The organism is Burkholderia sp. BC1 (assembly GCF_052683555.1).
Window position 1 is genome coordinate 182,897 of the sequence record NZ_JBQYLP010000003.1, and the last position, 18,487, is coordinate 201,383.

The 18,487-nt window shown below is 67.8% G+C and carries 17 protein-coding genes and 1 pseudogene; 4 read left to right on the forward strand and 14 right to left on the reverse strand.

Annotated elements, in window-relative coordinates:
- Window positions 1–40: 40 nt before the first annotated feature.
- From ACSHSS_RS03085 to ACSHSS_RS03095, 3 genes are all read right to left on the reverse strand, one after another.
- Window positions 41–427 carry a RidA family protein gene (locus ACSHSS_RS03085; protein ID WP_006398293.1) on the reverse strand — a complete coding sequence of 129 codons (387 nt, stop codon included), beginning with the start codon at window positions 425–427 and terminating at the stop codon, window positions 41–43.
- Between the two features lie 86 nt (window positions 428–513).
- Window positions 514–1,995, reverse strand: a complete 1,482-nt coding sequence (locus ACSHSS_RS03090) for an N-acyl-D-amino-acid deacylase family protein (protein WP_039220065.1) — start codon at window positions 1,993–1,995, stop codon at window positions 514–516.
- Between the two features lie 2 nt (window positions 1,996–1,997).
- Window positions 1,998–2,939, reverse strand: a complete 942-nt coding sequence (locus ACSHSS_RS03095; RefSeq protein WP_105779558.1) for a MurR/RpiR family transcriptional regulator — start codon at window positions 2,937–2,939, stop codon at window positions 1,998–2,000.
- A 119-nt stretch (window positions 2,940–3,058) separates the two neighbouring features.
- Between ACSHSS_RS03095 and ACSHSS_RS03100 the strand changes: the two genes are divergently transcribed.
- A complete protein-coding gene (locus tag ACSHSS_RS03100; protein WP_261511929.1) occupies window positions 3,059–4,339 on the forward strand; it encodes an amino acid deaminase in 1,281 nt (426 codons plus the stop codon).
- 186 nt (window positions 4,340–4,525) lie between these two features.
- A complete protein-coding gene (locus ACSHSS_RS03105; protein WP_006398289.1) occupies window positions 4,526–5,107 on the forward strand; it encodes a DJ-1/PfpI family protein in 582 nt (193 codons plus the stop codon).
- A gap of 122 nt (window positions 5,108–5,229) precedes the next feature.
- Here ACSHSS_RS03105 and ACSHSS_RS03110 read toward each other — a convergent pair whose 3' ends face one another.
- Together ACSHSS_RS03110 and ACSHSS_RS03115 are read right to left on the reverse strand one after the other, a co-directional pair.
- The gene (locus ACSHSS_RS03110; RefSeq protein ID WP_006406580.1) at window positions 5,230–5,676 is read right to left on the reverse strand and encodes a MarR family winged helix-turn-helix transcriptional regulator; all 447 of its coding nucleotides are present in this window, start codon (window positions 5,674–5,676) and stop codon (window positions 5,230–5,232) included.
- Window positions 5,677–5,711: 35 nt separating this feature from the next.
- Window positions 5,712–7,307 carry an MDR family MFS transporter gene (locus tag ACSHSS_RS03115; RefSeq protein WP_006398287.1) on the reverse strand — a complete coding sequence of 532 codons (1,596 nt, stop codon included), beginning with the start codon at window positions 7,305–7,307 and terminating at the stop codon, window positions 5,712–5,714.
- Window positions 7,308–7,414: 107 nt separating this feature from the next.
- On the opposite strand from ACSHSS_RS03115, the gene ACSHSS_RS03120 reads away from it, so the two are divergent.
- On the forward strand, window positions 7,415–8,260 hold the full coding sequence (locus ACSHSS_RS03120) for an EcsC family protein (protein WP_039220067.1): 846 nt from the start codon (window positions 7,415–7,417) through the stop codon (window positions 8,258–8,260).
- Here the strand turns inward: ACSHSS_RS03120 and ACSHSS_RS03125 are convergent.
- On the reverse strand, window positions 8,230–9,198 hold the full coding sequence (locus ACSHSS_RS03125) for an alpha/beta hydrolase (protein WP_261511926.1): 969 nt from the start codon (window positions 9,196–9,198) through the stop codon (window positions 8,230–8,232). The two genes, ACSHSS_RS03120 and ACSHSS_RS03125, sit on opposite strands and share 31 nt — an antisense overlap.
- An 89-nt stretch (window positions 9,199–9,287) precedes the next feature.
- A complete protein-coding gene (locus ACSHSS_RS03130; RefSeq protein WP_006406584.1) occupies window positions 9,288–9,722 on the reverse strand; it encodes a CHRD domain-containing protein in 435 nt (144 codons plus the stop codon).
- 508 nt (window positions 9,723–10,230) lie between these two features.
- On the opposite strand from ACSHSS_RS03130, the gene ACSHSS_RS03135 reads away from it, so the two are divergent.
- Entirely contained in the window at window positions 10,231–11,232 is a 1,002-nt protein-coding gene (locus ACSHSS_RS03135; RefSeq protein ID WP_060040681.1) for a hypothetical protein, read from the forward strand.
- Between the two features lie 14 nt (window positions 11,233–11,246).
- Here ACSHSS_RS03135 and ACSHSS_RS03140 read toward each other — a convergent pair whose 3' ends face one another.
- From ACSHSS_RS03140 to phaP, 7 genes and pseudogenes are all read right to left on the reverse strand, one after another.
- The gene (locus ACSHSS_RS03140) at window positions 11,247–12,020 is read right to left on the reverse strand and encodes a class II aldolase/adducin family protein (protein ID WP_059843974.1); all 774 of its coding nucleotides are present in this window, start codon (window positions 12,018–12,020) and stop codon (window positions 11,247–11,249) included.
- Between the two features lie 154 nt (window positions 12,021–12,174).
- Complete coding sequence (locus ACSHSS_RS03145; protein WP_155819564.1) at window positions 12,175–13,824, reverse strand: phospholipase D family protein; 1,650 nt, start codon at window positions 13,822–13,824, stop codon at window positions 12,175–12,177.
- Window positions 13,825–14,088: 264 nt separating this feature from the next.
- Complete coding sequence (locus ACSHSS_RS03150) at window positions 14,089–14,850, reverse strand: M48 family metalloprotease (RefSeq protein ID WP_261511919.1); 762 nt, start codon at window positions 14,848–14,850, stop codon at window positions 14,089–14,091.
- A gap of 162 nt (window positions 14,851–15,012) precedes the next feature.
- Window positions 15,013–15,207 (reverse strand): annotated as a pseudogene (locus ACSHSS_RS03155) (hypothetical protein); the annotation flags it as partial.
- Between the two features lie 89 nt (window positions 15,208–15,296).
- A complete protein-coding gene (gene phbB, locus ACSHSS_RS03160; RefSeq protein WP_045594263.1) occupies window positions 15,297–16,040 on the reverse strand; it encodes an acetoacetyl-CoA reductase in 744 nt (247 codons plus the stop codon).
- 217 nt (window positions 16,041–16,257) lie between these two features.
- Window positions 16,258–17,439, reverse strand: a complete 1,182-nt coding sequence (locus ACSHSS_RS03165; protein WP_445544564.1) for an acetyl-CoA C-acetyltransferase — start codon at window positions 17,437–17,439, stop codon at window positions 16,258–16,260.
- A 272-nt stretch (window positions 17,440–17,711) separates the two neighbouring features.
- Window positions 17,712–18,293 (reverse strand): TIGR01841 family phasin, encoded by a 582-nt coding sequence (gene phaP / locus ACSHSS_RS03170; protein ID WP_006398274.1) that lies wholly within the window; start codon window positions 18,291–18,293, stop codon window positions 17,712–17,714.
- Window positions 18,294–18,487 lie beyond the last annotated feature (194 nt).

An 18,487-nucleotide genomic window follows, 5' to 3' on the forward strand; every position in this document is an offset into this window, starting at 1 on the left:
TTCACCGCGACGAATTTCACCGCGACAACCGCGCGCCGCCTTACTTCGCCGGTGCCTTGTACGCGATGCAGTCGACCTCGACCTTGCAATCGATGACCATGCTCGACTGCACGCACGCGCGTGCCGGCGGATGCTCGCCGAAGTACGAGATGAACACCTTGTTGAACGACGCGAAATCGCGCGCGTCGTCGAGCCACACGCCGCAGCGCACGACGTGCTCGAGGCCGTAGCCGGCTTCCTTCAGGATCGCGATCATGTTCTCGATCGCCTGCTTCGATTGCGTGACGATCCCGCCTTCGACGACTTCGCCGTTCACCATCGGCGTCTGGCCCGACACGTACAGCCAGCCGTCGGCCTCGACCGCGCGCGCGAACGGCATCACCTGACCGCCCGTCCCCTTCGCCTCGCCTACGCCATATCGCTTCATCGTTTCACTCCTGTTTCAGTTCCGTTTCGGTTGCGAATGCGCGCGCTGCAAGCAGTGCGCGCGGAATATCGGCAAATCGGCCGCGCTCAGAACGCGGCATCCGCGCTCGCCTGCGCGCGTTCGCCGCGCGCGACGAAGCCGCCCGCGCGTTCGCCGGTCGGCCGCCCGTTTTCATAGGTCAGCACGCCGTTCACCCAGACCGCGTCGATCCCGTGCGCGGGCTGCTGCGGCTTGTCGAACGTCGCGGCGTCGATCACGCGCGCCGGATCGAACAGCACGAGATCCGCGTGGTAGCCGACGTGCACCTCGCCGCGACGCGCAAGCCCGAAGCGGCGCGCGGACAGCGACGTCATCTTGCGGATCGCCTCCTCGAGCGGCAGCAGGTTCGTGTCGCGCACGTAATGGCCGAGCACGCGCGGGAACGCGCCCCACAGCCGCGGATGCGGCAGCGGATCGTTCGGCAGCCCGTCCGAGCCGACCATCGTCGCCGGATGCGAGAGGATCCGGCGCACGTCGTCTTCGGACATGTTGTGGTACACGGCGCCCGCCGGGCGGATCCGCTGCGCGGCCTCCTGCTCGGTGACGCCCCAGTCGGCCGCGATCGCCTTCAGCAGCTTGCCGGCGACTTCCGGATGCGGCTCCGACCAGGTGATCGTGATGTCGATGTCGCCCGTCACCTGCTTCAGGTCGAGCGTCGACGAGCTGCGGCTGTACGGATAGCAGTCGCAGCCGACCGGCTGATAGCGGCGTGCGCCTTCGAGCGACGCGAGCACTTCGGTGCTGCGCCCCCAGTTCGACGGGCCCGCACATTTCAGATGCGAGATCACGACCGGCACGCGTGCATGGCGGCCTACCTGGTAGGCCTCGTCCATCGCGTCGAGGATCGCGTCGAACTCGGTGCGCATGTGCGTCGTATACAGCGCGCCCGCATTCGCGAGCGGCTCGGCGAGCGCCATCACTTCCTCGGTCGGCGCCGCAAACGCGGAGCCGTACGCGAGGCCCGACGACAATCCGAGCGCGCCGTTCGCGAGCGCTTCCTCGAGCTGCGTGCGCATCGCGGCAATCTCGGTCTCGGTCGCCGCGCGATCGAGGCGGTCCATCTGGTTGTTGCGCAGCGCCGTATGCCCGATCAGCGCCGCGACGTTCACCGCCGGCCGTGCGTCGTTGACGGCCGCGACATAGTCGGCGAAGGTCGGATAGCGAAACGCGTCGCGATCGCCGAGCAGGTTCATCGGATCGGGCGGGTCGCCCGCGAGCGTCACCGGCGACGCGCTGATCCCGCAGTTGCCGACGATCACGGTCGTCACGCCCTGCGAAATCTTCGGCAGCATCTCCGGCGCGCGGATCACGTGCGTGTCGTCGTGCGTGTGAACGTCGACGAAGCCCGGCGCGAGCGCGCGGCCGTTCGCATCGACGACGGTTTCGGCGAGCCAGTTCGACAGGTTGCCGATCGCCGCGATCATGCCGTTGCGGATCGCGACGTCGCGCGTGACGGGCGGCGCGCCGGTCCCGTCGTACAGTTGCGCGCCGACGATCAGCGTATCGGCAGCTTCGGGATGCGAATGCATGGTCAGTCTCCTACCGGTTGACGGTCGCCGCCGCCGCGATGCGCGTCGAGCGCATGCTTGATACGGCGCAGCGATTCCCGGCCCGCATCGCCGAGCCGCAGCGCGACCCCCGTCACGAGCACGTCGATCGCCATCATCATCGCGTAGCGCGACGTCGACGGCTTGTAAATGAAATCGGTCTCGAAGGCGACGACCGGAATCAGGTGGTCGGCCAGCTTCGCGAGCGGCGACGCGGGCGCCGTGATCGCAATCAGCGTCGCGCCGTAGCGTTTCGCGAGCCGGCAGTTCTCGAGCAGCTCGGGCACGCGGCCGCTCACTGACAACGCGACGACGACCGCGTCGCGCGACAGCGTGGCCGACACCATCCGCTGCAGCAGGCTGTCCTGATACGTCGCGACCGGCCGCCCGAAACGCACGAGCCGAAAGCGCAGCTCGTCGGCCAGCGCGGTCGAGCCGCCGCCCTGCCCGTACACGTAGATCATTTTCGCGCCGACGAGCAGGTCGGCCGCCGCGTCGAACGACGCGTTGCGCAGCAGCTGATGGTTGTGCGCGAGCGCGACGCGGATCTCGTCGTAGACGACCGTCGCCGGGTTCGCGTCTTCTTCGGCAGGCACCTGCTCGGCCGGCACGAGAAAGCGACGACCGACGGCCGCCGCCTGCGCGACGAGCAGCTTCAGTTCGCGCACGTCGCGACAGCCGACCGCCTTCGCGAAGCGCGTGACCGTCGCGACGCTCACGCCGGTGTCGCGCGCGAGCGCGCCGATGCTCGCATGCGCGGCGCGGGCGAGATCGGCGAGGATGAATTCGGCGACCTTGCGCTCGGCATCGCGCAGCTCGGGCGCGCATTCGGCGATGCGCGCGACGATGTCGAGGACGGGCTGCGCGACCGACGCCGATTCCGGCGTGGCCGCGCGCGACGCGGAACGGACAGCGCGCGTATTCATCTGCGGAAACGGGGATAAGGGTTCATGTTACTAAATAACATCACCGCGCCGATGCTACTTTCTGTACCATCTGACTGTCAACTTCAGTGCAATGCATAGTGATGATGGAGCCGGATGACATGAAAGTTACAAACTATCAGGAACCGACGATCGATCCTTTCGGCAAGGGCCTCGGCAACCTGCCGGGCGCGAGCGTGCCGCTCGACGAGGCCGGCCGCCTCGAATGGAATCTGCTCGCGGAAGACATCAGCCTGCCGGCGGCGGTGCTGTACGAGGAGCGCATCGAGCACAACCTGAACTGGATGCAGGCATTCGTCCAGCAGTATGGCGTGCAGTTCGCGCCGCACGGCAAGACGACGATGGCGCCGCAACTGTTCCGCCGCCAGCTCGCCGCGGGCGCATGGGGCATCACGCTCGCGACCGCGCACCAGACGCAGGCCGCCTATCACGGCGGCGTGCGCCGCGTGCTGCTCGCCAACCAGCTGGTTGGCCGCCAGAACATGACCATCATCGCGGCGCTGTTGTCCGACCCCGACTTCGAATTCTTCTGCTGCGTCGATTCGGCCGACAACGTCGATCAGCTCGGCCGCTTCTTCGGCGCCGCGAACAAGTCGCTGAACGTGCTGCTCGAGCTCGGCGTGCCGGGCGGTCGCACCGGCGTGCGCGATGCCGCGCAGCGCAAGGCCGTGCTCGACGCGCTCGCGCGCTATCCCGATACGTTGAAGCTCGCCGGCATCGAACTGTACGAAGGCGTGCTGAAGGAGGAAGGCGAGATCCGCGCGTTCCTGCAGGACGCGGTCGCGCTGACGCGCGAGCTCGCGGCCGCCGGCCGCTTCGCGCGCACGCCGGCGATCCTGTCCGGCGCGGGCTCGGCGTGGTACGACGTGGTCGCCGAGGAATTCGCGAAGGCCTCCGATGCAGGCTTCGCGGAAGTCGTGCTGCGGCCCGGCTGCTACCTCACGCACGACGTCGGCATCTACAAGAAGGCGCAGACGGACGTCTTCGCGCGCAACCCGATCGCGCGCAGGATGGGCGAAGGGCTGCTTCCGGCGCTGCAGCTGTGGGCATACGTGCAGTCGGTGCCGGAACCCGATCGCGCGATCGTCGCGCTCGGCAAGCGCGACGCCGCGTTCGACGCGGGGCTGCCCGAGCCGGCGCGCCACTTCCGCCCGGGCCGCGACAGCGCACCGCGCGAGGTCGCCGCGAGCGAAGGCTGGGCCGTCACGGGCATGATGGATCAGCACGCCTACCTGCAGATTCCGCCCGGCGCAGACGTGAAGGTCGGCGACATGGTCGCGTTCGACATCTCGCACCCGTGTCTGACGTTCGACAAGTGGCGCCAGCTGCTCGTCCTCGATCCGCAATTCCGCGTGACGGGCGTGATCGAAACGTTCTTCTGACGCACCGCGCGATGCGCCCCGCCGCGATGCGGGGCGTACCGACGCCCGACGTACCGACGCCCGGCGTATCGACGCGCGCCCGCTTGTCACGCGCGCGTCGAGCTGCCGGAGTACACTGCGCTTTCGCCCTCGCGGCCGCTTGCGGCTGCGCGAGCGCGCCTCGACGTTTCTTCAATGGAGAAAGCCATGGCAGCGAAGAAGATCCTGTTCCTGACCGGCGATTTCGCCGAAGACTACGAAACGATGGTGCCGTTCCAGGCGCTGCAGGCGGTCGGCCATCACGTCGACGCCGTATGCCCGGGCAAGCGCGCCGGCGACAAGGTCAAGACCGCGATCCACGATTTCGAGGGCGACCAGACCTACACCGAGAAGCCCGGCCACCAGTTCACGCTGAATGCGACGTTCGACGACGTCGATGCGTCGCGCTACGACGCGCTCGCGATCGCGGGCGGCCGCGCGCCGGAATATCTGCGCCTCGACCCGAACGTGATCGCGCTCGTGCGGGCCTTCGCCGAAGCCGGCAAGCCGATCGCGGCGATCTGTCACGCCGCGCAGCTGCTCGCGGCCGCCGACGTGATTCGCGGCAAGCGCATCTCGGCCTATCCGGCCTGCGCACCCGAGGTGAAGCTCGCAGGCGGCGAATATGCGGACATTCCGGTCGATGCGGCCGTCACCGACGCTCCGTTCGTCACCGCGCCCGCATGGCCAGCGCATCCGGCCTGGCTGTCGCAGTTCCTTGCGCTGCTCGGCACGCGCATCGAGTTGTAAGCGGTCGCGCAGTGCGATAGATCCGATGAAATGAAGCGCCGCCGGCGGCGGCGCGCGACGGGATGCCGGCGTGGCGTGCGGGCCTGTCCAGGCTAGCGACAGCGCCGCTAGAGCGCGCGCGTTCAGCGCTCCACGACCGTCGAACCGACGTCCGCGATCTTCGACTCGAGCATGGCCAGCGCACCCGACAGCGCATTGAGCACGTCGTCCGGCACCTGCGCCATCGTCCGCTCGAGAAACGCCTTGCGGCGCGGCAGGCACGCGTCGAACGCCGCGCGGCCGGCCTCGGTCAGCGTCACGTTGGTCACGCGGTTGTCGCGCGCGTCGGCTTCGCGTTCGATCCAGCCGAGCGCATCGAGCGACTTCAGCTGACGCGTCAGCGCGCCCGGATCGATGCGCAGCACTTCGACGAGCCGCTTCTGCGACGAATGCCCGCCCATCGTGTGCAGCGCGACCATGATCCGCCAGCGCGGCATCGGCTGCCCGACGTGCGTTTCGAATGCGGTCATGAACGCGCGATACGTGCGTCCGAATTGCTGCAAGATCGCGACGCGGTCCTGTTCTTCCATGCGCTGAATTCGTTTCCGGTCAATCGGTCAATCGGTCAATCGGCCGCGACATGCGGCTCGATCTTGCGCCGCAACGCGATGGGCGGCACGCGGCGGCACTGCCACACCGAATACACGGCGACGACGGCCGCCATCGCGACGCCCAGATGAATCGCACCGACGAGCGATTCGCGGGCCGCTTCCAGCAGCAGCGCGCCATTATGCCCGGCGCGCGTCAGTTCCGCGACCAGCCCGCCCTGCGCGGCGCGATCGATCAGGATCTGCGGATCGGCGAGCCGCGCATGCCACTGCAGCGCGTGATCGGCGGCGAGCGCATCGTGCACGCCGCTCGAATACATCTGGTTGACGAGCGTGCCCGTCAGCGCCGTGCCGATCATCCCGCCGACCATGCGCAGCGACTGCAGCAGCGCGGTCGCGATCCCGAGATGCTGGCGGCCGGCCGTCTGCTGCGCGAATACAGTGAGGTTCGGCAGCACGAAACCGAGGCCGATGCCGCCGGCCACCATCAGCGCCATCAGCACCCACGTCGGCGTGGTGTGCGTCGAGACGACGATGCCCGCGCACGCGATCGCGAACAGCACGAAGCCGACGTGCAGCATCGCGTTCGGCTGGCGGATGCGCGTGACGACGCGCCCGTTCATGATGCTGCCGATCGTGATGAACACGACGAGCGGCGTGATCACGAGCCCCGCCTCCTTCGGCGACATCCCGAATCCGCCCTGGAACAGCAGCGGCGCATAGAACAGCAGCGAGAACATCGCGAAGCCCGCGAGGATGGCGAGCACGAACAGCGCCGACAACGCACGGTTCGCGAACATGTCGAACGGCAAAATCGGCTGCGCGCAGCGCTTTTCCCAATGCCAGAGGCCCGCACCGGCCGCCACCGCGACGACGAGCAGCAGCGTCGCCCAGCTCGCGATTCCGTATTTCGGCAGCCATTCGACGAACAGCTGCAGCGCGCCGAGCGACGCCGCGATCAGCAGCGCGCCGGGCCAGTCGAGCCGCATCTTGCTCTCGTGCTCGACCTGGCGCAGATGCGGCAGGTAGCGCCACACGAAGACCAGTGACAGCAGGCCGACCGGCAGATTCACGTAGAACACCGAGCGCCAGCCGAAGGTCTGCGTCAGCACGCCGCCGAGCGACGGCCCGACCGCGTTCGCGATCCCGAATGCGGAGCTCATCAGCACCTGCCAGCGCAGCCGCACGACGGAATCGGGAAACAAGTCCGGAATGCATGCGAACGCGGTGCCGACCAGCATCCCGCCGCCGATGCCCTGCAGCCCGCGCGCGAGCACGAGGTAGAGCATGTCGTTGGCCATGCCGCACAGCACGGAGGCGCCGGTGAACACGACGATCGACGCGATGACGAACGGCTTGCGGCCGTAGTAGTCGCCGAGGCGGCCGAAGATCGGCACGGTGATCACGGAACTGAGCAGATACGAGGTGGCGACCCACGCATAGAGGTCGAACCCTCTGAGTTCGGCGACGATGGTCGGCAGCGCGGTGCCGACGACGGTCTGGTCGAGTGCGACCAGCATCGTGACGAACGAGATTCCGAGCATCGCCAGCAGCGACTCGCGAAACGGCAGGACTTGCCCGCTCGAATGGTGGGCGGCAGTATGGACGGCCATTTTTTGTTGGTGCAACGTTTGACGGGTCAAACAATCTCGAAATTGTAGCACGCAGGAGTACCCTAGGCCGACGACGGTCGCCCTTCCGCCGGCCGCCAAGGAGAATGATGGAACCGATTTCAATCACGCCCGACGCGGCGCCGCTCTCACCGCAGGATCGCGACGCGCTGCGGCGCGCGAAACAGGTGCTGGAAAGTCCGTCGCTGACGATGAAGCTGACCGGCGTGCTCGGCGCGCCGGTCGAGAAGATGATCGCCAGATTGCCGGATTTCGCGACCGGCAAGATCAACGACGCGACGCAGCTCGCGCTGCGCAAATGTCTGAACATCGCGCTGCGCACGCTCGGCAAGCCGCCGGCGCCGGACGCCGAGCCCGACAAGCCGAGCAACCTGCTGCACAAGCTCGCGGTCGCGACGACGGGCGCGGCGGGCGGCGCGTTCGGCTTTCTCGCGCTGCCGGTCGAACTGCCGGTGACGACCACGCTGATCTTCCGCTCGGTCTGCGACATCGCACGCAGCGAGGGCGAGGACCTGACGTCCGTCGATACGCAGCTGCAGTGCCTCGCGGTGCTCGGAATGGGCGGCAATCCGGACAAGGACGCCGAAGACGCCGATCTCGGCTACTTCGTGCTGCGCGGCGCGCTCGCGCAGGCGATCTCGAAGGCGTCGCAGGACATCGCGACGAAGGGGCTCGCCGCGCATAGCTCGGCGGCCGTGTTCAAGCTCGTGCAGGCCGTCGCGTCGCGCTTTTCGGTTCAGGTGACCGAGCAGATGGCCGCGAAATCGGTGCCGGCGATCGGCGCGGTGCTCGGCGCGACCGTCAACACGCTGTTCATCGATCACTTCCAGCAGATGGCGCACGGCCACTTCACCGTGCGCCGGCTCGAACGCAAGTACGGGACCGAGGCCGTGCAGGCCGCCTATCAGGCGATCGACGGCTCGCCGACGCGCTGAACCGCGCGCTCGACCGCCACGCGACGCAGGAACGCGGCCGCGCGATCGAGCGCCTGGCGCGACTCCGGCAGCATCGGCGTGTACAGCTGCCACACGTGCGGCATGCCGGGCCAGATCTCGATCTCGACCGGCACGCCGGCGGCCCTCGCCTTGTCGGCGACGCGGCGCGAGTCGTCGAGCAGCACCTCGGTACTGCCGACCTGGATGTAGAGCGGCGGCAAGCCCGAGAAATCCGCGTAGAGCGGCGATGCGTACGGATGCGTCGCGGGCGTATCGCCGAGATAGAGCTTCGCGGCCTTCGGCAGCGCCGCGCCGGCGAACATCGGGTCGATGCCGTCGTGCGTGCGCAGCGTGTCGCCGCTGCCCGCGAGGTCGGTCCACGGCGAAAACAGGATCGCGCCGGCCGGCAGCGGTTCGCCTGCATCGCGCAGCGCGACGAGCGTCGCGAGCGCGAGGCCGCCGCCGGCCGAATCGCCGCCGAGCACGATCGACTCGGGCCGCGTGCCGAGCGCAACCAGCCGACGGTATGCGGCGAGCGCATCGTCGAGCGCGGCCGGAAAGCGGTTCTCGGGCGCGAGCCGATAGTCGAGCGAGAACGAACGCACGCGCGCCCGCTTCGTCAGCCCGAACACGAGCGCGCGATGCGTCTTCGTCGAACAGAAGTAGTAACCGCCGCCGTGGAAGTACAGCAGCGTCGGCCCCGTCGCGCGACCGGCCGGCACGTCCGCGCGCTCGAGCCATTCGCCGCGCAGCGGCGCATCGCCGGCGCCGTAGCATTCGCGCAGCCGATAGCCGGACGGCGCACGGCGCGGCACGATCGTCCGCATCCGCAGATCGGTGAAACGCCGCGCGCGGGCCGGGTCGAGCACCGGGCGCAGCGTCTCGGGACGGAACTGCCAGCGCAACAACCAGCACGCGACTCTGCTTTGCCAACTCATCGGACACACTCCGCAATCGTAGTGTGACGATGGTACGTGCGATCGTTCGCGCGTCGCTGGACAGGAGGCTCTATATCAAACGGCGGCGCTCAGTTCGCCGGCAGCATCTGCCCGCGGATCTCGCCCGACGGATGCGCGCTCGTATGAACGTTGAAATACCATTTGCCGCCCATCAGGTCGGTGACCTGCGCGTCGGTGAGCTCGGCCGAACCCTTGATCGGGCTCGCGAGCGCGTCCTTCGGAATCGGCACCTGCACGCCCGCGTTCTGCCCGACCGGCGCCGGCCCGTGAAAGTGGGCGGCCGTCGCGGGGCCCGTCAGGTTCGCGTAGGTGACCGTCCAGCGCAGCGTATGGGACACCGTGTCGTAGCGCGCGTCGACCGTGCCCGAGCCGTGGCTCGTCGTCGGCGGCACCTCGCTCGACGGCTGGAGATTGGCGGACAGACGCACCGTTTCGGCAGCCGCGCCGCCGGCGACGAACGCGCCCGCGAGTAACGCGACCTGGAGCAAACGCAGCTTCGGCATGGAACCTCCTCGAACGACGTTGCGCACCGCGCGGCCGCGGCGCTCCGTGATGGTAGTCGATTGCCGACGATTCGGCAGCCGTCTCGGCGCGACGCGGTGCGAGCCTGCCGCAACGAGGAACAGACCTTTGCAGCGCCGCACCTGAATCCGCACGCGGCCTTTCGCTACACTTCGTTCCACAGTTGCTTGTTTCCTTCGTCCGAAGGAGTCTGCGAGTATTCACGCGGCCGCCCGGCCGCGTTTTTTTTCGTCATCGCGTCGCCGCGCGGACGTCTGCGCAGCGGGCCGTTTCATGTGACCTGAAACGTATGCCGAATCGCACAGCGCACGCCGCGTGCACGGCCGCCGCACCAAAGACCGGAACGATACTGTGCGCGCGCTCGCAGACGGTCGTCGTCACGATCGGTAATAGCCTGTTGTGCAAAGCCGCGTCGACATGCGGCGCGTCGCGCGGGACAATGGCGCGTTGTCGTCGTGACCTGAAAGAACCGTGCCGGCCCGTCTCCCGATGTCCCTCCCGCACCGATCTGTCCGTGTCCGCCCGATGCTGGCAGGCCTCTGTTCCGTCGCCGCGCTCTACGGCGCGCCTGCCGATGCGCAGGAATTCTCGCTGTTCGCCGGCTCGCTATGGGGCGCCGGCAACCGCTCGTACGCGTGGGCGTTCGACTATCAGGAAGGACTGAGCCCGCATACCGCGCTCGGCTTCACGTGGTACAACGAAGGCCACATTCCCGACCATCACCGCGACGGCCAGGCGATCCAGTTCTGGGGCCGCGTGCCGCTCGAGGATCGGCGCTTCGTGCTGTCCGCCGGCGTCGGTCCCTATCGCTACTTCGATACGGTGCCGGCCGCCGCCGGACGCGGCTATTCGAACTCGCACGGCTGGGGCGTGCTGATGAGCGTGCGCGCCGCGTACTACACGTCGCATCGCTGGATTGCGCAGCTTCAGCTCAATCGTGCGCAGGTGTTCAGCGGCCCCGACACGACGTCGGTGATGTTCGGCGTCGGCTATCAACTCGATGCACCCGACACGCCGGGCCCGCGCGACACCGCGCTGCCGCGCACGCGCAAGGTCACGAACAACGAGATCACCGCGATGCTCGGCGAAACGATCCTGAACAGCCGTTCTTCGCCGTCATCGCTCGGCGGCAGTCTCGAATACCGGCGCGGCCTCACGCGCACGGTCGACTGGACCGCGACGTGGATGTACGAAGGCGCGAAGCAGGCGATCCGCCGCAACGGGATCGCGTCGCAACTGTGGCTCACGCGCGCGTTTCTGAACGACAAGGTCACGCTGGCGGCCGGCGCGGGCGCGTACCTCACGGTCAACCAGCGCAACCGCGACGGTCAGCCGGGGCCCGGCGACGGCCGCCTGTCGGGAATCGTCTCGATCTCCGCGAGCTACCGCCTGTCGGACCGCTGGCTCACGCGCCTGACCTGGAACCGCGTGGTCACGCGCTACAACCGCGACACCGACGTGATCCAGGCCGGCCTCGGCTACCGTTTCTGAGCGCCGCGCTGAGCCTACGCGCGGTAGCCGGGATCGATCCGATCGACGATGCGCTGCAGCGCGTCGAACGCATCCTGCCCCGCGCCGTGCCTCGGATCGAAATTCAGCGAGTCGCGCACGCAGGCTTCGAGCACCGGCGGCGCGATCGGCAGCGCGTCGCCGATTGCATGCGTCGCGATCTGCACCTCGCACGCGCGGTTGAGCAGCCACATCAGCGAAAACGTCTGCGCGAGCGTCGCGCCGATCGTCACGGGGCCATGATTGCGCAGCAGCAGCACGGGCCGCCCGCCCGCGCTCTCGACGATCCGGCGCCCCTCGTCGAGATGCACGGTGATCCCTTCGAAGTCGTGATACGCGATCTTTCCGTACAGCTGCGCCGAATAGAAATTCGAGAACGACAGGCCGTCGCGCGAGCAGCACACGGCCATCGTCGGCGTCGTATGCACGTGCATCACGCAATGCGCGTCGGGCAGCGCCGCATGGATCGCCGCGTGGAACGTGAAGCCGGCCGGATTGATCGGCCAGTCCGAATGCCCGATCACGTTGCCGTCGATGTCGATCTTCACGAGATTCGACGCGCAGACCTCGCGGTAATGGAGCCCGAACGGATTGATCAGGAAATGGCCGTCCTCGCCCGGCACGCGCAGCGAGATATGGTTGTAGATCAGCTCGGTCCAGCCGAGATGATCGAAGATCCGGTAAGCGGCCGCGAGCTGCACGCGCGCTTGCCATTCGGCTTCGGAGAAACGGGCGGGACGCGTAAACGGCTGGTTCGGTACACGTTGCATGGGAAGCTCCGGTTGCATGCGCGAGCGCCGCGCGTGCGGCTTCGCGGCTGTCGAACGAGGCCGCCGCCGCGGCGCCCGTATCGTTGCGCACACAACCATAGCACCGATTGCCGCGCGCCGGTATCGCGGTTTTCGCCGACACGCTCGCGCCCCTTTAAAGCTGGTCGTCGACCGGCAGCAGCGTGAAGATGCCCGTCATGATGTTGCGCAGCAGCCCTGCGTGCGGATCGATGTGATAGGTGCTCGGCTGCCCGTTGTCGACGCCCGTCCATTCGAGCGACGGCGGCCCGCCGCCGGCCGATTTCACGAGCGTCACGCGGTAGCTTTCGTCCGGCTGCGTCGCGCGCGTGAACAGTGCGGCGGTCTGCTGCGCGAGCGCCGGGCTGTGGATCACGAGCGCCAGTTCGGTGTTCAGATGTGCGGAGCGCGGATCGAGATTCAGCGAGCCGATCACGAGGATCTTGCGGTCGATCACGTACGCCTTCGCATGCAGGCTCGCGCGTGAACGCGAGCCGAACAGGCGCGCCCGCGGCTGATCCGGCTGCGCCTTGAACTCGTACAGCTCGATGCCGCGCTGCAGCAGCGGCACGCGATACGGCGCGTAGCCGGCCTGCACGGCCACCGCGTCGGTCGCGGCGAGCGAATTCGTCAGGATCGCGACGCGTACGCCGCGCGCGGCCGTATCGCCGAGAATCTTCACGCCCGCATCGTGCGGCACGAAGTACGGCGAGAACGCGAGGAATTCCTGCTGCGCGGCGCGCGTGAGTTCGACGAGACGCTGCATCGGCGGGCTCACATACTGATCGTTCGGCCGCGCGATCTTGTCCGGCGCGTCGACCTTGAACTCGGCCGGCGCCCATACGAGCCCGAGCTCGTCGCGCGCGATCTGCTGCGACAGCGGCGTCGCGTTCAGCGGCTTCGCGTTGTATGGATCGGCGTTCTTGCGCCAGTGCTCGCGCAGCTCGTCGCGCATCGCGTCGAGCTCCTTCGGCTTGAACGTCTGGTGATTCAGCACGCGCAGCGGATAGCTGCTCGCGCTCGCCCAGTACGTGTCGAAGCTGTGCGAGATGTCGCCGGTCACGGGGCCGGCCGCGAGCACGTCGAGATCGCGGAACTGCAGCGTCGCGCTCGCGCTGAAATACTCGTCGCCGAGGTTGCGGCCGCCGACGATCGCGATCTGGTTGTCGGCGATCATCGCCTTGTTGTGCATGCGGCGCGTGAAGCTGTCGATGCGCGTGAGGAAGTCGGTCGTGCGCTGCATGACGCCCTGCCGCGACGCGCCGAACGGATTGAACACGCGGATCTCGATGTTGTCGTGCGTGTTCAGCGCGGCCATCACGCGGTCGATGTCGTGGAAGTTCAGATCGTCGACGAGCATCCGCACGCGCACGCCGCGGTCGGCCGCGTAGAGCGCCGCGCCGAGCAGCAGCTTGCCGGTCGTGTCCTCGGTCGCGATGTAGTACTGCATGTCGAGCGTCTTCGTCGCCGCGCGCGCGAGCGCGATGCGCATCTGCAGCGCCTCGGCGCCGTCGGCGAGGAGCCGGAAGCCCGACTGGCCCGGATGCGCGGCCTCCGGCGCGACGAGCGCGTCGCGCAGCGGCGTCGCGGTGCTCTGCGGCAGCGCGTGCGACACCGTACGTTCGAGCGAAGTGGCAGGCGGATGCGTCGCGCATGCAGCGACGAGCGGCAGCAGCGCGAACAAGGTCAGCAGACGCGCGATGCGCGTGCGCACGCAACGGACGGCCGGCGATGCACCGACGGGCGAACCGGCGGCCGGTGCGCGCCGGATAAGGGAGATGAGCACGAGCTTCCTCGACGGGCTGATCAATGGGTCGCACTCGCCGCGGCGCGCGGCTGACGGGCGGTTTCGGCCGATTCTAGTGGGCGCCCGGCGAAGCGGTCAATGTCGCACGCCCGGTGCCGCGAGGCGACGGCGCGCGGGCGCACCGTCCGCGGCGTGCTGGCGGTGGCCCGCGGCCAAAAAGAAAACCCCGCGTTCCGGAGAACGCGGGGTGTGCGCATGATCGCTGTGCCGGCACGCATGCGGCCGGCGCGCGACTGCGATCGATCAGTTGCCCTTCGCGATGCGCTGCTCGATATGCTGCGCACGGCTCGCCGACGACGGATGCGAGCTCAGCATCGAGCTCTTGCCGCCGTCGAGCTGCGCGAGCTTCTGGAACGCGGTGACGAGGCCCTTCTGGCTCATCCCCTTCTGCTTCAGCAGATCGAACGAATAGTCGTCGGCCGCGCTTTCCTGCGATTGCGAGAACTGCGCGTTGATGAACTTCTCGGTGATGTCGCCGAGCTGCGAGCTCGTCAGCGCCGCGACGCCCGGCGATGCCGCGCCGGCCGCGCTGCGCGCCGCGCTGACCGCGTAGGCCGCCTGCATCGCCTTCTTCGAATGACCGAGGGCGACGTGGCCCATTTCATGGCCGATGACGCCGCGCAGCTCGTCGTCGTTCATCATGTCCATCAGGCCGCTGTACACGCGCACGCAGCCGTTGCCCATCGCCCACGCGTTGACGTCCTTCGTCTGGTAGACCTTGTAGTCAATCTTGCGGCCGTTCAGCGTCATGTCGCCGAAGCCCTTCATCACCTTCGCCAGGCGCTTCGCGTACGCGCTGTTCGGCGCGGCGATCTTCGATTCGGCGTCGCTCGCCTTGCACGCGTCGTTCGACAGCGCGGCGATGTCCGCGTCCGACAGCGTGGCGGCCTTGAACAGGTTCGTGCCGGCCGACGTCAGGCCGTTCGCGTCGAGATTCTGTACTCCGCCGCACGCGCTCAGCAAAAACGCGACGCCGCACGCCGCCACCGCTTTGTTCAATTGCATCCCGGATCCCTCGTTCGTTGTAATTGGGACCGGCGATTGTGCAGAATCCGGGCAAAAATTACCAGACGTTTACGTCAAATGACGTTTTCCTTACCGATCGCGTGAAACGAACGGGGCGATTGGTGACGAGCGCGTCGTCAATCGCGCGATCGCGGCCGGTGCGCGCCCGCGCCGCACGCGCGTGGCCGGCCGGCGCACGATGCATTTGCCGTACGCGACGAGCCAGCAGTCGTGATGATCGAAGTCCCGCAGCCGCCGCGCACGGCGCCGCTCGAGCCAGTGAAGTGCGATCGCGACCGTCAGCGCGACGGTCAGCGCCGATCCGCCGATCGCGAGTCCCATCCAGGTTTCACTCATGCGTCCTCCGGAACACGACGCCGGCGCCGACGAACGGCGCCGGCACGGGATACAGCACGAACGCGGCCCGCGCGGCGGGCCGTTATGCGTCAGTGCATGTGCTGGCCGCCGTTGATCGCGATGTTCGACCCCGTCACGAAGCCCGCTTCCTCCGAGCACAGATACGCGACGAGCGCCGCGACTTCCTCGGGCTTGCCGAGCCGCCCGGCCGGAATCTGCGGGAGGACCTTCGTGTCGAGGATGTCCTGCGGGATCGCCATCACCATCTTCGTCGCGAGATAGCCGGGCGAGACCGTGTTGACGGTCACGCCCTTGCGCGCGACTTCGAGCGCGAGCGACTTCGTGAAGCCGTGCATGCCGGCCTTCGCGGCCGCATAGTTGGTCTGGCCGACCGATCCCTTCGAACCGTTGACCGACGAGATGTTGACGATGCGTCCCCAGCCGCGCTCGATCATCCCTTCGCAGATCGGCTTCGTCATGTTGAACACCGAGTCGAGGTTCGTGCGGATCACTGCGTCCCAGTTGACCTTGTCGAGCTTGCGCAACGTCATGTCGCGCGTGATGCCCGCGTTGTTCACCAGGATGTCGATCGGGCCGACGTCGCGCACGATCTTCTCGACGCATTGCTGGCACGAGTCGTGATCGGCCACGTCGACGGGATAGGCGTCGAACTCGCGGCCGGCCGCCTGCATTTCGGTCAGCCAGCGATCCGCGCCCGTGTTGTTCGGCGAATACGTGACGACAACGCGGTGGCCCGCTTCGTGCAACCTGATGCTGATCGCCTCGCCGAGACCGCCCATCCCACCTGTCACAACTGCAATTCGCTTAGTCATCCTATTATTTACCAACAAAAAAAGTAATCGATGAGGCGGGACCGCGACGTGGCACACGCCGCCGCCCGCCGCCTCGGCACGCCGCCGCCCGATGATCGGGCGGCGGGCGCGCCGGAATGCGCGCCTGTTGTTCTGTATTGGTCAGACGCGCGAAGCCGTTGCCTGCATTCGCGACGCGCTATCGCGCCGCGCACGCAGGACGGCGCCTGGTCTCCTGCTAATCTCGTTCGACCGCCAGCGCGACGCCCATCCCGCCGCCGATGCAGAGCGACGCGAGTCCGCGCTTCGCATCGCGCTTGACCATCTCGTGCAGCAGCGTCACCAGGATCCGGCAGCCCGATGCGCCGATCGGGTGACCGATCGCGATCGCCCCGCCGTTCACGTTCACCTTCGACGTGTCCCAGCCCATCTGCTTGTGCACCGCCAGCGCCTGCGCCGCAAACGCCTCGTTGATCTCCATCAGATCCAGATCGCCCGGCGTCCAGCCCGCACGCTCCAGGCATCGACGCGACGCCGGCACCGGGCCCATCCCCATCACGCTCGGATCCACGCCCGCGTTCGCATACGCCTTGATCCGCGCGAGCGGCGTCAGGCCCAGCGCCTGGGCCTTCTGCGCCGACATCACGAGCACCGCCGCCGCGCCGTCGTTGATGCCCGACGCGTTGGCCGCCGTCACCGTGCCGTCCTTCGCGAACGCCGGCTTCAGCCCCGCGAGCGACTCCGCCGTCACGCCGTGACGCACGAACTCGTCGGTCGCGAACTGCAGCGGCTCGCCCTTGCGCTGCGGAATCGACACCGGCACGATCTCGTCATTGAAGCGCCCCGCCTTCTGCGCCGCTTCGGCCTTGTTCTGCGACAGCGCCGCGAACGCGTCCTGCTCTTCGCGCGTGATGCCGTATTCCTTCGCGACGTTCTCCGCCGTGATGCCCATGTGGTACTGGTTGTACACGTCCCACAGGCCGTCGACGATCATCGTGTCGACCAGCTTCGCGTCGCCCATCCGGAACCCGTCGCGCGAGCCCGGCAGCACGTGCGGCGCCGCGCTCATGTTCTCCTGCCCGCCCGCCACGACGATCTCCGCGTCGCCCGCGACGATCGCGTTCGCAGCCAGCATCACGGCCTTCAGCCCCGAGCCGCACACCTTGTTGATCGTCATCCCCGGCACCGCGCTCGGCAATCCGGCCTTGATCAGCGACTGGCGTGCCGGATTCTGGCCCGAACCCGCGGTCAGCACCTGCCCCATGATCACTTCGCTGACCTGGTCCGGCTTCACGCCCGCGCGCTCCAGCACCGCGCGGATCACCGTCGCGCCCAGTTCGGGCGCCGCCACCTTCGCCAGCGCGCCGCCGAATTTGCCGACCGCGGTCCGCGCGGCCGATACGATTACTACGTCCGTCATGTTCAATCCCTGCATCAAATCGTTTGGTCCGGCGCCGGCACGAGCGATCGGCGAACGATGCAAACTGCACACGCTCGCCGCCTCGCGTCGCGATACGCCACGTACGGATGCGCGCCGACACACCGCAGCGCGAGCGCGCGCGATTCCCGGCACGGTCGCGCCGTGCGCCAGCGTCATTGAGGCAGCCGGACGGTTGGCACCCGCGTGGCACACGCGGGGCTTCAATCGTCCGGCGCCGTTTCGGTTGCGTCGCGCGAACGCGCGACGCGGGCTCAGGCCGCCGTTTCGCGCCCGCTCGCTTCCTTGCGAGCGGTCGCGGCAACCTGCTTGCCGGTGCGGGCGGCCGTCTCGCCGGCCGTCTCGAAGCTGCTCTGGGCGGCCTCCATCGCCTGCCCGGCGGCGGCGCGCACCGACTCCGCGGCCGCGCTCGCTGCGGACAGCGCCGAATTCAGCACGGCCACGACCGGTGCCGAACCGGCCGGTGCATGCTTGGTCAGTTCGCCGATCACGTCCTTCATCCGAAGGTCGGCCTGTTCGTATTGTTCATGCGCGACCTTCGTCCATTCGACCTGCGTCGACACCGCGATGTCGAACAGATGGCGGCCGTACGCGACCGCCTTGCCGGCCGCTTCCTGCGGCGCGGCGACGCGCTGCGCGAAGCCCGCGATCGGGTTCGTCGTGTTGAGCGCGTCCTTCAGCTTGTCCTCGTATTCCGCGAGCGCCGTCTTGGTCGCCTGCAGATTCAGTTCGACGACGGCCTCGAAACCGCGGATCGCCGGGCGGGCAATCGCAAACCAGGCGGCGACACCGGATTGATAATCGGCAACGAGTTTTTCGGGGGCAAATACAGACATCGGACACGCTCCTGTTGGCAATGCGAGAGGCGAGGAAAAGAAAATGGAAGCCAGATCAAGGGCCGGCTCCTTTATTTAACCACCGCTGCTAATTGGGCACCGGAAGTTCGAGAAGGCATTCTAAATCGATTAATTGTCGATTAAGGGAAACGCTGATCAATGGACCAACTTCCGAAGTTGCAGGCGAGATGGCT

What these genes read in the sequence shown, in the direction of transcription:
- ACSHSS_RS03085 (WP_006398293.1), bottom strand. Translation starts at nt 427, where the DNA reads ATGAAGCGATATGGCGTAGGCGAGGCGAAGGGGACGGGCGGTCAGGTG.
- ACSHSS_RS03090 (WP_039220065.1), bottom strand. Translation starts at nt 1,995, where the DNA reads ATGCATTCGCATCCCGAAGCTGCCGATACGCTGATCGTCGGCGCGCAA.
- ACSHSS_RS03095 (WP_105779558.1), bottom strand. Translation starts at nt 2,939, where the DNA reads ATGAATACGCGCGCTGTCCGTTCCGCGTCGCGCGCGGCCACGCCGGAA.
- ACSHSS_RS03100 (WP_261511929.1), top strand. Translation starts at nt 3,059, where the DNA reads ATGAAAGTTACAAACTATCAGGAACCGACGATCGATCCTTTCGGCAAG.
- ACSHSS_RS03105 (WP_006398289.1), top strand. Translation starts at nt 4,526, where the DNA reads ATGGCAGCGAAGAAGATCCTGTTCCTGACCGGCGATTTCGCCGAAGAC.
- ACSHSS_RS03110 (WP_006406580.1), bottom strand. Translation starts at nt 5,676, where the DNA reads ATGGAAGAACAGGACCGCGTCGCGATCTTGCAGCAATTCGGACGCACG.
- ACSHSS_RS03115 (WP_006398287.1), bottom strand. Translation starts at nt 7,307, where the DNA reads ATGGCCGTCCATACTGCCGCCCACCATTCGAGCGGGCAAGTCCTGCCG.
- ACSHSS_RS03120 (WP_039220067.1), top strand. Translation starts at nt 7,415, where the DNA reads ATGGAACCGATTTCAATCACGCCCGACGCGGCGCCGCTCTCACCGCAG.
- ACSHSS_RS03125 (WP_261511926.1), bottom strand. Translation starts at nt 9,198, where the DNA reads ATGAGTTGGCAAAGCAGAGTCGCGTGCTGGTTGTTGCGCTGGCAGTTC.
- ACSHSS_RS03130 (WP_006406584.1), bottom strand. Translation starts at nt 9,722, where the DNA reads ATGCCGAAGCTGCGTTTGCTCCAGGTCGCGTTACTCGCGGGCGCGTTC.
- ACSHSS_RS03135 (WP_060040681.1), top strand. Translation starts at nt 10,231, where the DNA reads ATGTCCCTCCCGCACCGATCTGTCCGTGTCCGCCCGATGCTGGCAGGC.
- ACSHSS_RS03140 (WP_059843974.1), bottom strand. Translation starts at nt 12,020, where the DNA reads ATGCAACGTGTACCGAACCAGCCGTTTACGCGTCCCGCCCGTTTCTCC.
- ACSHSS_RS03150 (WP_261511919.1), bottom strand. Translation starts at nt 14,850, where the DNA reads ATGCAATTGAACAAAGCGGTGGCGGCGTGCGGCGTCGCGTTTTTGCTG.
- phbB (WP_045594263.1), bottom strand. Translation starts at nt 16,040, where the DNA reads ATGACTAAGCGAATTGCAGTTGTGACAGGTGGGATGGGCGGTCTCGGC.
- ACSHSS_RS03165 (WP_445544564.1), bottom strand. Translation starts at nt 17,439, where the DNA reads ATGACGGACGTAGTAATCGTATCGGCCGCGCGGACCGCGGTCGGCAAA.
- phaP (WP_006398274.1), bottom strand. Translation starts at nt 18,293, where the DNA reads ATGTCTGTATTTGCCCCCGAAAAACTCGTTGCCGATTATCAATCCGGT.